Below are 13211 nucleotides of genomic sequence, written 5' to 3' on the forward strand. Positions count from 1 at the left end.
TCTCCTTCCGACGCCGGCCGCCGTACTGCCGCGGGCCGGGTACCCGGCGGCCGGCTGCCGCACACGCCGCGCTAGCGGGCCGGGCGGCCCTGCCGCAGGAAACGGCGCAGCCGGGTGAGGGGCCAGGTGTTGATCACGTCGTCCCCGGTGAGCCAGCCGCGCTGGGCGGTGCCGATGCCGTAGCGCATGTTGGCCAGGTGCAGGGTGGAGTGGGCGTCGCTGTTCACGGCGAATCTGACGCCGTGCCGCTTGGCCCGCAGGATGTCCTCGTCGCGCAGGTCGAGCCGATCGGGGTGGGCGTTGATCTCGAGGGCGGTGCCGGTGCGGGCGCAGGCGGCGAAGACCGCGTCGAGGTCGGCGTCGATGCCGGGCCGCCTGCCGATGAGGCGGGTGGTGGGGTGGCCGATGATGTCGACGTACGGGTTCTCGCAGGCGCGCACGAGCCGCCGGGTCATGGTGGCGCGGTCCTGGGTGAAGTGGGAGTGCACGGAGGCCACGCACAGGTCGAAACCGGCGAGGAACTCCGCGGGCCAGTCCACGTCCCCGTCGGGGCCGATGTTGAGTTCGGCACCGTGCAGCAGACGCATGCCCCGGCCCTTGCCGTAGGTGCCGTCGAGGGCGCGGACGCGTTCGCGCTGGGCGAGCATCCGCTCGTCGGTCATGCGCTGCATGGCCATGTCCGGGCCGTGGTCGGTGATCGCGTAGTAGGCGTAGCCGCGGTCGGCGGCCGCGGCGACCATCTCCTCCAGCGGGGCGAGTCCGTCGGTGAGGTCGGTGTGGGTGTGCAGGTCGCCGCGCAGGGCGTCCTCGGTGACCAGGTCGGGCAGTTCGCCGCGCAGCCCGGCCTCGATCTCCCCGCGGTCCTCGCGCAGGGTGGGCGGGATCCAGGGCAGGCCGAGCCGGGCGTAGACCTCCTCCTCGGTCTCGGAGACGATCTTCTCGCCGCTCTCGGTGTCGAACAGGCCGTACTCGGACAGCTTCAGCTTGTGGTGCACCGCGCGTTCGCGGGTGCGGATGTTGTGCGCCTTGGAACCGGTGAAGTACTGCAGGGCCGCGCCCCAGGAGTCGGGCGGTACGACCCGCAGGTCGACGGCGAGTCCCCTCGTGGTGCGCACCGAGGTCTTGGTGGTGCCGTGCGCGATGACCTCGCTGACGTACGGCAGCTCGGTGAACGCCTTCATCAGCGGTCCGGAGTCGTCGGCCGCGGCGAGGACGTCGAGGTCGCCGATGGTCTCCTTCACCCGGCGCAGGGAGCCGGCGTAGGCGCAGCGGGCGCAGCCGGTCACCTCGGACAGGGCGGCGACCACGTCGTCGGCGAGGCCGAGGGCGACGTCGAGCAGGACGCGGTCGCCCGCGGACCGCAGCAGTTCGATGCCGTGCAGGATGTTCTGCTCGGTCTTGGGGCCGAAGCCCTTCAGGTCGCGCAGCCGTTCGCCGTGGATGGCGTCGGTCAGCTCCTCGACGGAGGAGACGCCGAGTTCCTCGTACAGCACCAGGGCCTTCTTCGGGCCGAGGGTGGGGATGGCGGTGAGCCGCCGGACACCGGCCGGGATACGGGCGCGCAGTTCCTCGACGGCGGAGACGGACCCGGTGCGGAGGTACTCGGTGATCTTCTCGGCGATCGACCTGCCGACGCCCGGGATGTCCTGGAGCCCCTTGGCGTCGAGGCGGGCCACGTCGGCGTGGTGGCCGCCGATCGCGCGGGCGGCCTTCTCGTAGACACGTGCCCGGAACGCGTCTCCCCCGGTGATCGAGATGAGGTCCGCGTATTCCTGGAAGAGCGCGGAGACCTCGTCATTGGATCGAGCCACACCTCAAGGGTAGGTGCGGTACGCGGCGGCGGCAGGGGGTACCCGTGAGGGCGGCACCCCTCTTCCGGGCTCTTCGGGGAGATGACTCGCATGCTGTTGCTCGGATTCCTCCTCCTCGCGGCCACGGTGGCCTTCATCGTCCTCGCGATCGCCGGCAACCTGGGCGGCGGACCCCACTACTCGGTGTCCGTTCTCGGCCACCACATCGCCACGCTGAACGGGCTGGCCCTGTTCTGCTCGGGCCTGGCGCTGGCGCTGATCGCCTGTCTGGGGCTGGCGATGATGAGGAGCGGTGCGGTCCACCGCCGCCGGGAGCCGCGCGTCGTCGAGACGGAGGAGAGGACGACGCTGCACGACATGATGCGCAGGCCGCACCGGCACGCCTGATCCGGCGGCGGCCCGCTCGGCGGGGAGCGACCTGCGGGGCGGACGGCGCCCGGCAGGTCTGCTCAGTGCGACCGGCGGCTGCTGCCGGCCGGACGGATACCGGGCGCCGTCACCAGGTGACCGGCAGCCGCTCCGGGATGCGCTTCATGAATCCGGTGCGCCACACCAGTTGCTCCACCGGCACGGCGAGCTCGAGCTGCGGCAGGCGTTCGGTGAGCACCTCCAGGGCGACCTCGGCGTGACGGCGGCCGAGTCCGGTCGCCGGGCAGTAGTGCGAGCCGCCGCCGAAGGAGAGATGGTCGGCGGAGTTGGGACGCTCGATGTCGAAGCGGTGCGGGTCGGGGAAGCGCTCCTCGTCGAAGTTGGCGCCCTCGACCAGCACCAGCACGAGTTCGCCCGCGCGCACCCGCACGTCGCCCAGGGTGACGTCCTCCAGAGCGATCCGGGGCAGCGCGTCGCCGATGGACAGGTTGACCCGCAGGAGTTCCTCCACGGCCGCTCCCATCACCTCGGGCTTCTCCCGCACCATGGCCCACAGCTCGGGGTGGGTGAGCAGATGGACGAGGGCCATGGTGAGGAAGCCGGACGTGGAGATCACGCCGGCGCCGAAGAGGGTGACACCGACGGTGGCGAGCATCTCGTCGGTGAGGTGAGCGTAGTCGGGGTCGTCGCGCAGGGCGGCCAGCTCGCCCATCAGCCCGCCGGTCGCGGGGTCGTCGAGCAGGCCGGTCATCCGGGCGATGTCCCGGTCCCAGTTGATCTTCGCGCCGGTGATCGGGCACGGGGAGTTCATGAAGGCGATGTCGAGGCTGCGCAGGAACGCGGGCGCCTCGCTGGTGGGGATGCCGAGGATGTGGCAGTGCATCCCGGCGGAGTACGGGTCGGCGAACGCGCCGCGCAGATCAGCGGTCGGCCCCTCGGCGACGAGCAGGTCGACGAGGCGGTGCGCCTCGCCCCGGATCCACTCCTCCAGGCCCTCGGCCTTCGGGTTGAGCGCCCTCATCACCGCGCGGCGCAGACCGGCGCCGGTGATGTTGCCCATGTTGTTCACGACCTCGGGCGGGATCGTCAGGGCGTACTGGCGGGGCATGCCCGGGGCAGAGGTGTCCTTCAGGGAGAACCGCCCGTCGGTGAGGACCTGCCGGCACAGCCGGTACGACGACACCAGCCATGCCTCGTCGCCGGCGATGGTCCGCACCCGGGTCACCGGAGCCGCCTCCCGCAGCGCGGCCACCTCGTCGGGCACCCGGGAGCCGTCCCAGGAGAAGGGGAAGTCGAGCAGGGGCGGGATCTGGACGGTGCTGGTGGTCATGCGGCGGCTCCTTGGACAGCGGCGGGGGCGGGGGCGGGGGCGGGGGCGGATCCGGCCGGGTCGGCGTCGGCCGGGGTCACGATGGCGTGGCCCTGGTTGCGGGAGGCGCGCAGTCCGGCGCCCCGCGCGTACAGCAGCTCCGCCATGGGCAGCAGCTGGTGGTAGCAGTTGAGGGAGGACGGCACGCCGAGGATGGCGGGGGTGTCGAGGAAGAGCGGGGCCTCCGCGCAGACGTACTCCAGGCACACGGCGCGCTGCCGCTCGCTCGCCGGTTCTCCCCGGGCGGTGAGGAAGCGGCTGACGAGCGAGGTGCACACGGCGCGGAAGTCGTCGTCGGTGCCGAGCCGGCGGGTGAGGTGCTGGTGCAGGTCGCGGTAGGCGTCGTTGGCCTGGAAGGCCGACATCGGCTGCCAGCGCAGCCGTGTGCCGTCCGGGTCGGCCGTCATGACCGCGTCCCGCACCTTGGCGCGCACGCCCCGCAGGTTCTTGACGGCCTTGCGGCGGGCGTCGTCGGGGGTGTAGCCGGACGCCTCGTACATCTCGGCGACGTAGAGGTCGGTGTAGACGAAGTCGACGCGTTCGAACCGGTTCAGCCCCCAGCGGGCGAGGTCGTGCAGCCGCCCGGCTGAGAAGTAGCTGTTGCCGGGGGACACACCGATGACGGCGTGCGCGCCCTCGTCGTGGATGACCCGGCAGTGCGAGGTGTAGGGCTGGACCTGGAAGACGTCGGCCATCAGCACGGATGCTGTGGTCAAGGGGTGATCCTCCGCCGCGCGCAAGTCCCGGCAGGGCCCTGTGCCCTGGGTGTAGCGACGCGGCGCCCACACACTATGTGCGTCGGAACGAACACGGGGCGTCACAGATCACTTTGGCCGAAAACGCTTGTAGCAAGACCTCAAATCGCAGGCCGGAGCGTCGACTTCAAGCCAGTCGGATGAACCGCACGACCATGTCACCGCCGTGGCGGCGGCGGAAAAGCGTCCCTCGCACAGGCCGGCCCGCGTCAGGGCGAGGGGCAGCTATGAGTCGTTTCCCTTGTTCTCATGTTGAGTTCACTTGTTGTTCATTTCTGGCCAGGTGAACTCGGGACAACCCCGCGGCGGGAGATTCCCGGCCGCTACGACTGCCCGCCGTACGGTGGAGGCATGGGCGGCGGCACCCTGACGCTGTTCCTGTGCGGCGATGTGATGCTCGGGCGCGGCGTCGACCAGATCCTCGCGCACCCCGGCGATCCGGCACTGCGCGAGGAGTACGTCGGCGACGCGCGCGCCTATGTCCGGCTGGCGGAGTCGGCGAGCGGCCCCGTGCCGGCCCCGGTCCCGCCGTCCTGGCTGTGGGGCGAGGCCCTGGCCGCACTGGACGCCGAGGCCCCGGACGTGCGGATCGTGAACCTGGAGACGTCGGTGACCCGCAGCGACACCTTCGCGCCGGGCAAGGGGGTGCACTACCGGATGCACCCGGCCAACCTGCCGGCCCTGCTGATGATCCGCCCCGACGTGTGCGTGCTGGCCAACAACCATGTGCTGGACTTCGGCCGCCCGGGCCTGGCCGAGACCCTCGCCGCGCTGGCCGGGGCGGGCCTGCGCACCGCGGGCGCCGGGCCGGACGCGGACGCGGCGCAGGCACCCGCGGTGGTGCCGGCCGGCGGCGGGCGGGTCCTGGTGTTCGCGGTCGGGACGAGGTGCAGCGGTGTCCCGGACGACTGGGCGGCGGGCCCGGGGCGCTCCGGTATCGCCTACCTGCCCGCCCTGACCCCCGCCGCGGCCGGCGCCGTCGTGGACCGGGTGCGGCGGGTGAAGCGCCCCGGCGATCTCGCCGTGGTGTCGGTGCACTGGGGGTCCAACTGGGGCTACCGCGTGCCGGCGGCTCAGATCCGCTTCGCGCACGCCCTCGTCGACGGCGGCGTGGACGTGGTCCACGGGCACTCCTCGCACCATCCCCGGCCCGTCGAGGTGTACCGGGGGCGGCTGATCCTGCACGGCTGCGGCGACTTCGTGGACGACTACGAGGGGATCACCGGCTACGAGCGCTACCGCGACGACCTGCGTCTGGCGTTCCTGGCCACCGTCGAGCACGGCACCGGAGCCCTGGCCGGGCTGCGCATGGTGCCGCTGCGGTCACGCCGGATGCGGCTGGAGGAGGCGCCGGAGGCGGACCGGGAGTGGCTGCGGGCGGTACTGGACCGGATCAGCGAGGGCGTGCGGATCGGACTCGGCGACGACGGGGTGCTGGTGGGGCGGGTGGCGGACGGCGGCACATGAACCGGGCAGACGGGTGGCGGACGCGGCACCTGAAGCGCGCAGTCGGGTGGCGGACGCGGCACCTGAACCACGCGGCTCCTCACCCGGGGTCGCACCGCGCCCTCCTAGTCCTCCGCGACCAGTTCCACGGGCGTGGCGATCACGTCGACCAGGGCGTCGCCGCGCAGCGCCGTCAGGGCCAGGGGGCGGCCGATGGCGTCCTCCAGCATGCGGCGTTGCAGGGCCTGGGCGCTGTCCACCGGGTCCCCGTCGGCGGTGAGCAGCAGGTCGCCCATGCGCAGTCCGGCGCGGGCGGCCGGGGAGGCGGGGACGACCTCGGCGATGCGCAGTCCGGTGCGCCGCCCGGTCCGCTCGCGCACCGGCGGCGGCAAGGGGGCGGGCGTGCCGGCGATGCCCAGGTAGGCGCGGCGCACGCGACCCGCCGACAGCAGGGCGGCGATGATCTGCCGGCTGGTGCCGTTGACCGGGACGGCGAGGCCGAGGCCGACGTCGGCGATCGCGGTGTTGATGCCGACGACCGCCCCGTCCGCCGTGGCCAGCGCGCCGCCGGAGCTGCCGGGATGGAGGGTGGCGTCGGTCTGGACGACGTCGTCGACGACCCGGGTGGCGGCACCCGCGCTGGTCGGCAGGGACCTGCCGAGGCCGCTGACCACACCCGCGGTGACGCTGCCGGCCAGCCCGAGCGGGTTGCCCACGGCGACGACGAGCTGCCCGACCCGCAGCGTGTCGGCCTCGCCCAGCCGCACCGGCGCCGGTGTCGGCCCGTCGGCCCGGACCACGGCGAGGTCGGACAGCGGGTCGGCGCCGATGACGTGGAAGGGCACGGTCGTGCCGTCGGCGAAGGAGGCCGTACCGGCGTCGGAGCGGCCCACGACGTGGGCGTTGGTCAGCAGGAACCCGTCGTCGGTGAAGACCACGGCGGAGCCGGTGCCCCGCACGAACCGGCCACGGCTCCACCGGTGCGCGACGGTCACCGCCGCCACCTTCGGCGTCAGCTCGGCGGCCACCGAGGTGACGATCCGTGAGTACGCGTCGAGCGCGGCCTGCTCCTTGCCGGAACGGTCGGGCTCGAAGAGAGTCTCGGCCACGGGGCGCCCCTTCCGTTCGCCCGGCGTTGATTACATGATTACACCGGGCAGGCCGGAAGGGGAACGCCCCGGAACCGGGAAGCGCGGGCCCCGTTCGCTACAGCGACCGCTCCAGCCGCTCCGCGACCAGCTTCACGAAGCGGGCCGGGTCCTTCGGCTGGCCGCCCTCGGCCAGGACGGCCAGGGTGTGCAGCAGCTCGGTGGTCTCGGTGAGCGCGGTGCGGTCCTCCGGCGCCTCCTGGAAGGCCCGGTTCAGGCTCTCGACCAGCGGGTGTCCGGCGTTGAGTTCCAGGATCCGCTTGGTGCGGGGCACCTCCTGGCCCATCGCCCGGTACATGTTCTCCAGCGCCGGTGTCAGGTCGTCGGCGTCGGAGACCACGCAGGCCGGGGAGACGGTGAGCCGGGAGGACAGACGGACGTCCTTGATGTCCTCGGCCAGCTGCTCCTTCATCCAGCCGAGCAGACCCGCGTAGGTCTCGGCCCTCTTCTCCTTCTCGGCGTCGGTCTGCTGCTCGTCCTCGCCGTCGAGGTCGATCTCGCCCTTGGCGACCGAGCGCAGCCGCTTGCCCTCGAAGGCGCCCACGGCGTCGGCCCACACCTCGTCGACCGGGTCGGTGAGCAGCAGCACCTCGATGCCCTTGGCGCGGAAGGCCTCCATGTGAGGGGAGTTCTCCACGGCCTGGCGACTCTCGCCGGTGAGGTACCAGATGTCCTCCTGGCCGTCCTTCATCCGCTCCGCGTACGCCGCGAGCGTGGTCGGCTCCTCGGTGCTGCGGGTGGAGGCGAACGAGGCGACGGCGAGGATCGCGTCACGGTTCTCGGCGTCGGTGACCAGGCCCTCCTTCAGCACGGCACCGAATTCCCGCCAGAAGTCGGCGTAGCGCTCGGCGTTCTTCTCGCGCATCTCCTTGACGGTGGCGAGGACCTTCTTCGTCAGCCGGTTGCGCATCGCGCGGATGTGGCGGTCCTGCTGGAGGATCTCGCGGGAGACGTTGAGGGAGAGGTCCTGCGCGTCGACGACACCCTTGACGAAGCGCAGGTAGGGCGGCAGCAGCTCCTCGCAGTCGTCCATGATGAACACGCGCTTGACGTAGAGCTGCAGGCCGCGCCGGTGGTTCTGGGTGAACAGGTCGTGCGGGGCGTGCGCGGGGACGAACAGCAGGGCCTGGTACTCGAAGGTGCCCTCGGCCTGGAGCCGGATCGTCTCCAGCGGGTCGCGCCAGTCGTGGCTGATGTGCTTGTACAGCTCGTGGTACTCGTCGTCGGAGACCTCCTCGCGCGAACGCGCCCACAGCGCCTTCATCGAGTTCAGCGTCTCCGGCTCGGGCGTGTCCTCGCCGTCGCCCTTCGGCTGGACGAGCTTGACGGGCCAGGTGATGAAGTCCGAGTAGCGCTTGACGATCTCCCGGATCTTCCACTCGGACGTGTAGTCGTGCAGCTGGTTCTCGGGGTCTGCGGGCTTCAGGTGCAGCGTGACGGCGGTGCCCTGCGGGGCGTCGTCGACGCGCTCCAGGGTGTACGTGCCCTCACCGCGGGACGACCAGCGGGTGCCGTGGCTCTCGCCGGCCCGCCGGGTGAGCAGGGTCATCTCGTCGGCCACCATGAAGCCCGAGTAGAAGCCGACGCCGAACTGGCCGATGAGGCCCTCCGCGCCGCCCTCCTCCTCGGCCTCCTTCAGCTCCTTGAGGAACTGGGCGGTGCCGGAGTTGGCGATCGTGCCGATGAGCCGTCCGACCTCGTCGTAGGACATGCCGATGCCGTTGTCCCGCACGGTGAGCGTACGGGCGTCCTTGTCCGCCTCGATCTCGATGTGCGGGTCGGACACGTCCGCGTCGAGCGTGTCGTCCCGCAGTTTGGCGAGGCGCAGCTTGTCCAGGGCGTCGGAGGCGTTGGAGACGAGCTCCCGCAGGAAGACGTCCTTGTTCGAGTAGACCGAGTGGATCATCAGCTGGAGCAGCTGACGGGCCTCGACTTGGAACTCAAACGTTTCGGTCGCCATGGTCGCGATTACCTCACTGATGGCTTTGGTTGTGGTCACCTTCGGTGGCCATGACTGGTGCTGCCACTTTAAAACACCTGGTCAGGCCGGGAGGGTGAGTTTCGGACGCGGGCGGCTCATCCGTCGCGCCCCCCGGGTGCGCGCGGCGCGCGGCGATCGTCTACTGAAGCCCGTCCGACGCGTCGCAGCCCGGCCCACCCGACGGAGGCACCCGCGTGCCCACCCGATGGAATTCCCACGACCGCCGCCCCCACGAGGGCGCCGGACCTCCGCCCCCGGACGGCGGCGCGCCGCCGCGCCCCGCCGTGCTCAGCCGCCCCTTTCTGCGGCTTCTGCTGCTGTCGGTGCTGCTCGGCGTGCCGATCTCGCTGGCCGCCTTCTTCTTCGTCAGCCTCCAGCACTGGCTGCAGCACGAGGTGTGGGAGGCGCTCCCCCGCGCCCTGGGCCACGACCGCCCGCCCTGGTGGTGGCCGCTGCCCGCCCTCGCGCTCGCCGGGCTGATCCTGGCGCCGATCGTGACCCGCATGCCCGGGCGTGGCGGCCATCTGCCCGTGGGCGGCCTGAACCACACGCCTACGCACCCCCGCGACCTGCCCGGTGTGGCGCTGGCCGCGCTGCTCACCCTGCCGCTCGGCGTGGTCCTCGGGCCCGAGGCGCCGCTCATGGCGGTGGGTTCCGCGCTGGCCCTGCTGGCCCTGCGCGCCGTACGCCGGGACGCAGACGAGCGGGTGACGACGGTGGTGGCCACCACGGGTTCCACGGCGGCCATCTCGACGATCCTCGGCGGACCGCTGGCGGCCGCGGTGATGGTCGTGGAGGCCGCCGGGCTGGCCACACCGCAACTGACGGTCCTGCTGCTGCCGTGTCTGGCGGCGAGCGCGGCCGGCGCCCTGGTCTTCACCGGCTTCGGCCAGTGGACGGGCCTGTCCATCGGTGCGCTGTCGTTGCCCACCGTCCCGCCGGACGTCCGCCCGGACGCCGGGGACTTCCTGTGGGGTCTGCCGATTGCGGTTCTCGTGACCGTGATCGTGGCCGGTGCACGCGGGCTGGGCGAGCACACCCGGCGGTGGACCGCGGGGCGGGCCACGGCCTGGCGGACGGTGGCCTGTGCCGTGGCCGTCGGAGCGGCCCTGTCCGCGTACGCGCTCGTCACCGGCCGGTCCCCCGCCGAGGCGGCGCTCTCGGGCCAGATCACCCTCGGGCAGCTGGCGGCCCAGCCGCACGCCTGGTCCGTCGGCGCTCTGGTGGCCCTGGTGCTGTGCAAGGGGCTGGCCTACGGCCTGGCTCTGGGCAGTATGCGAGGCGGTCCGATCTTCCCCGCCGTGCTGCTCGGCGCCGCGACGGCCATGGCCTGCTCCGGGCTGCCCTCCTTGGGAGTGACCCCCGCCCTGGCGCTCGGCGTCGTCGCCGCCACGACCGCCGTCACCGGGCTGCCGCTGACCAGCTCCGTGCTGACCGTGCTGCTCCTGGGCAAGGACGCCCACGACCAGATGCCGCTCATCGTCATCTGCGCCGTGGTCGCCTTCGTCACCAGCCGTTTCCTCGAGCGCCGCACGGCCGGGCGGGCCGAGGGCGCCGGCCGATGAGCGGCGAGCCGCCCGCGCACGAGCCGCCCTCGCTTCGCCTGTGGCTCGCCGCGGGGGCCTGCGTGATCGCCATGCTGCTGGCCTACTTCCTGCTGCCCCTGCACCGCCTCGGACCGGACCGCACCGCCCTCGCCGTGGTGCTGCTGGTGGCCGCCCTGAGCGTGCTCGCCCTGCTGCTGCTCCGCCAGATCCACGCCGTGCTGCTGGAGCGGCCCGGCGCCCACCCGGGTGTCGTCATCCCGCTGCTGATGTGCCTGTCGGTCCTGGTCTTCTCGGCGGCCTACTTCGTCCTGGCCCACTACCCGGGCGAGTTCAGCGGCCTCGTCACCCGTGTCGACGCCCTGTACTTCACGCTGGTCACCCTGGCGACCGTGGGATACGGGGACATCACCCCGACGGGGCAGGGCGCCCGGGTGGTGACGATGCTGCAGATCCTCTACAACTTCGTGATCCTCACGGCGGCGGCGACCGCCCTCACCCGCCGCATCCGCAGCAGGATCGGCACCCGCGGCAACGCCCGCCCCGGGCGCGGCCGCCGGCACCGCTGAGCGTCGTCCGGCCCCCGACCGACGCGCGCGGCGATCGCCCCCTCATGCGAACGGCCGGCCCCGCTCGCGCGGGACCGGCCGGGGCGTACCCCTGTTCAGGAGCCGACGGGCTCCGTGACGTCGATGCCGCGCGAGGCGACGATCCGGGCGCTGCCGTCGACCAGCCGGTAGCACAGGCCGACCACGGCGGCCTTGCCCGCCTCGACGCGCTCGGCGAGGTCGCGGGACCGCTCCAGCAGCAGGTCCACCGTGCGCCTTATGTGCTCGTCCAGCGCCGCCTCCACGCTGGTGTCCCCGGCCGCGCGGGCGGCGAACACGCTGGGGGTGACGCGCTCGACGATGTCCCGGACGAAGCCGCCCGGGGTCTCGCCGTTCTCGAGCGCGGCGCAGGCCGCGCTGACGGCACCGCAGGAGTCGTGGCCGAGGACGACGACCAGCGGGGCGTCGAGGACGCTCACGCCGAACTCGACGGAGCCCAGCACCTCGGAGCCCACCACGTGGCCCGCCGTGCGGACCACGAACAGGTCTCCGAGTCCACGGTCGAAGATGATCTCGGCGGCCAGCCGGGAGTCCGAGCAGCCGAAGAGGACGGCGAACGGCTTCTGGGACGGGGCGATCTCGGCGCGGCGGGCGGCGTCCTGGTTGGGGTGCCGGGGGGCACCGGAGACGAATCGCTGGTTGCCCTCGAGGAGCAGATCGAACGCCTCGCGGGCGGAGAGGGTCGGCGCATCAGTCATGGCCACAGGTTACTGGGTGGTCGTGAGCCACGCCGGATCAGGCCAGGTGGCCGAAGACGACGAGGTTCTGGGTGTAGTCCTTGGCGGACCGGTCGTAGCTGCCGGCGCAGGTGATCAGGCGCACCTCGGCCTGCGGGGTGTCGGCGTAGACGCGGTCGCTCGGGAAGTCGTCCTTGTCGAAGGTCTCCGCGCTGTCGACGACGAAGGCGGCGCGACGTCCGTCGGCCCGGTCGACGTAGACCAGATCACCCTTCTGCAGTTCATACAGACGGGCGAAGACCGCCGCGGACGTCTTGGTGTCGACGTGCCCGGCGATGACCGACGTACCCGGTTCACCCGGCGAGGGCCCCTTGGCGTACCACCCGACGAGGTTGGTGTCGTCGGCCGGGGGCGGCTGGAGCCGGCCGCTCGTGTCGAGGGCGAGGTCGGTGAAGGGCGCGTCGACGGCGATCGCGGGGATCAGCAGCCGGGTCGGCCGCGAGCGCGGCAGCCGGCGTTCGGTGCCGGCCGGGGCGGACGGTGACGTGGCGGCGACGGCCGGCGCGGCGTGCGGCCGGGGCCCGGCGCCGGGGCCCGGGGCGTCGTGGTGGCCGGCGAGGCCGACGACGGCGACGAGGGCGACCGCGGCCCAGAAGAGGGTCGCGAGCGTGCGCGGTCCGCGCCTGGGCGGCTGCGGATCTGTCTCGGGGGAGGACGGGGAGGTTGCTGCCATCGGAACACCACCTCATTCGGGCACGGCAGCGGCGAGGACCGGGGGATGGAGCGGCGGGGCCGCCGCCGGCTGGATGCGCGTGCGGCGGCCCGTGGGGCTATGTCGGCTATGTCGTCGGGCATGGTCAGGCCACGCTTCCGGCGACCTTCTTGCGGCGCAGCACGTACAGTCCGGTGCCGGCCACCGCTACCGCGGCGAGTCCGCCGGCCGTGACGCCCTGCGTGGCGAGCGCGCCGCCGCCGGTGTGCATGCCGCCGTGCGGCTTCTCGTGGTCACCGCCGCTCCAGGAGCCGCTGTCCTGGCTGCCGCCCCAGCTGTCGTTGCCGGGGGTCTTGCCGCCCCAGTCGGAGCCGCCGTTGTCCTTCTTGTACGTCTCCGGGTCCTGCTTGGGGTCGCGGGGGCTGCTGCCCCAGTCGTCGTTGGAGAGCAGGGTCAGTGCTCCGCCACCCGTGTGCATTCCGCCGTGCGGCTTGCCGTGGCTGCTGTCCTTGTCGTGCTCCTTGCCGTACGAATTGTCGTGCTCCTTGCTGTAGGAGGAGTCGTCGTGGTCCCAGCCACCGGACCCCTCTGCGTAGGCGGGTGCGGCGATGGCGAGAGCCGCGGTGGCCGTCGCGGTGGCGAGCAGGATGCGGGCAGAACGCATTCGACAGTCCTTCCGTCGCGGCCGGGCAGCCGACGCCTTGTCAGCTTCAGACCCGGCCTGGCGTGATCCACCGTCAGCCAAGACCGGCCGGGGCACCATTCAGGGCGCTCACACGGGTTACGACCCC

At 72.4% G+C, this 13211-nt stretch carries 12 protein-coding genes; 4 read left to right on the forward strand and 8 right to left on the reverse strand.

Going from position 1 to position 13211, the window contains the following annotated elements; genetic code table 11:
- Window positions 1–71: 71 nt before the first annotated feature.
- Window positions 72–1811, reverse strand: a complete 1740-nt coding sequence (polX, locus tag AB0E88_RS22865; RefSeq protein ID WP_361633187.1) for a DNA polymerase/3'-5' exonuclease PolX — start codon at window positions 1809–1811, stop codon at window positions 72–74.
- Between the two features lie 90 nt (window positions 1812–1901).
- On the opposite strand from polX, the gene AB0E88_RS22870 reads away from it, so the two are divergent.
- Window positions 1902–2198, forward strand: coding sequence for a hypothetical protein (locus tag AB0E88_RS22870; RefSeq protein WP_361633190.1), 297 nt, complete (start codon window positions 1902–1904; stop codon window positions 2196–2198).
- A 109-nt stretch (window positions 2199–2307) separates the two neighbouring features.
- Here the strand turns inward: AB0E88_RS22870 and AB0E88_RS22875 are convergent, their stop codons facing one another.
- Entirely contained in the window at window positions 2308–3510 is a 1203-nt protein-coding gene (locus AB0E88_RS22875; protein WP_361633192.1) for a cytochrome P450, read from the reverse strand.
- Window positions 3507–4265: a tRNA-dependent cyclodipeptide synthase gene (locus tag AB0E88_RS22880; protein WP_361633195.1), complete on the reverse strand. Its 759-nt coding sequence runs from the start codon at window positions 4263–4265 to the stop codon at window positions 3507–3509. Before AB0E88_RS22880 ends, AB0E88_RS22875 begins: the two co-directional genes overlap by 4 nt.
- Before the next feature lie 390 nt (window positions 4266–4655).
- Between AB0E88_RS22880 and AB0E88_RS22885 the strand changes: the two genes are divergently transcribed.
- A complete protein-coding gene (locus AB0E88_RS22885; RefSeq protein WP_361633198.1) occupies window positions 4656–5771 on the forward strand; it encodes a CapA family protein in 1116 nt (371 codons plus the stop codon).
- Window positions 5772–5875: 104 nt separating this feature from the next.
- Here the strand turns inward: AB0E88_RS22885 and AB0E88_RS22890 are convergent, their stop codons facing one another.
- Entirely contained in the window at window positions 5876–6859 is a 984-nt protein-coding gene (locus tag AB0E88_RS22890; protein WP_361633201.1) for a trypsin-like peptidase domain-containing protein, read from the reverse strand.
- 97 nt (window positions 6860–6956) lie between these two features.
- On the reverse strand, window positions 6957–8858 hold the full coding sequence (gene htpG, locus AB0E88_RS22895) for a molecular chaperone HtpG (RefSeq protein ID WP_361633204.1): 1902 nt from the start codon (window positions 8856–8858) through the stop codon (window positions 6957–6959).
- 305 nt (window positions 8859–9163) lie between these two features.
- On the opposite strand from htpG, the gene AB0E88_RS22900 reads away from it, so the two are divergent.
- Window positions 9164–10444: a chloride channel protein gene (locus AB0E88_RS22900; protein WP_361633363.1), complete on the forward strand. Its 1281-nt coding sequence runs from the start codon at window positions 9164–9166 to the stop codon at window positions 10442–10444.
- Complete coding sequence (locus AB0E88_RS22905; protein WP_361633207.1) at window positions 10441–10992, forward strand: potassium channel family protein; 552 nt, start codon at window positions 10441–10443, stop codon at window positions 10990–10992. The genes AB0E88_RS22900 and AB0E88_RS22905 overlap by 4 nt, the downstream gene beginning before the upstream one ends.
- Window positions 10993–11087: 95 nt before the next feature.
- Here AB0E88_RS22905 and AB0E88_RS22910 read toward each other — a convergent pair whose 3' ends face one another.
- From AB0E88_RS22910 to AB0E88_RS22920, 3 genes are all read right to left on the reverse strand, one after another.
- On the reverse strand, window positions 11088–11729 hold the full coding sequence (locus AB0E88_RS22910) for a carbonic anhydrase (RefSeq protein ID WP_361633210.1): 642 nt from the start codon (window positions 11727–11729) through the stop codon (window positions 11088–11090).
- A 37-nt stretch (window positions 11730–11766) separates the two neighbouring features.
- Window positions 11767–12441: a class F sortase gene (locus tag AB0E88_RS22915; protein ID WP_361633213.1), complete on the reverse strand. Its 675-nt coding sequence runs from the start codon at window positions 12439–12441 to the stop codon at window positions 11767–11769.
- Window positions 12442–12565: 124 nt separating this feature from the next.
- Window positions 12566–13084 (reverse strand): hypothetical protein, encoded by a 519-nt coding sequence (locus AB0E88_RS22920; RefSeq protein ID WP_361633216.1) that lies wholly within the window; start codon window positions 13082–13084, stop codon window positions 12566–12568.
- Window positions 13085–13211: the final 127 nt, after the last annotated feature.

The organism is Streptomyces sp. NPDC028635 (genome assembly GCF_040637635.1).
Classification (GTDB): Bacteria; Actinomycetota; Actinomycetes; order Streptomycetales; family Streptomycetaceae; genus Streptomyces.

Excerpts from the sequence above, each read along its gene's own strand:
- AB0E88_RS22885 (WP_361633198.1), top strand. The coding sequence starts at position 4,656 with ATGGGCGGCGGCACCCTGACGCTGTTCCTGTGCGGCGATGTGATGCTC.
- AB0E88_RS22915 (WP_361633213.1), bottom strand. The coding sequence starts at position 12,441 with ATGGCAGCAACCTCCCCGTCCTCCCCCGAGACAGATCCGCAGCCGCCC.
- AB0E88_RS22920 (WP_361633216.1), bottom strand. The coding sequence starts at position 13,084 with ATGCGTTCTGCCCGCATCCTGCTCGCCACCGCGACGGCCACCGCGGCT.
- AB0E88_RS22875 (WP_361633192.1), bottom strand. The coding sequence starts at position 3,510 with ATGACCACCAGCACCGTCCAGATCCCGCCCCTGCTCGACTTCCCCTTC.
- htpG (WP_361633204.1), bottom strand. The coding sequence starts at position 8,858 with ATGGCGACCGAAACGTTTGAGTTCCAAGTCGAGGCCCGTCAGCTGCTC.
- AB0E88_RS22905 (WP_361633207.1), top strand. The coding sequence starts at position 10,441 with ATGAGCGGCGAGCCGCCCGCGCACGAGCCGCCCTCGCTTCGCCTGTGG.
- AB0E88_RS22910 (WP_361633210.1), bottom strand. The coding sequence starts at position 11,729 with ATGACTGATGCGCCGACCCTCTCCGCCCGCGAGGCGTTCGATCTGCTC.
- AB0E88_RS22870 (WP_361633190.1), top strand. The coding sequence starts at position 1,902 with ATGCTGTTGCTCGGATTCCTCCTCCTCGCGGCCACGGTGGCCTTCATC.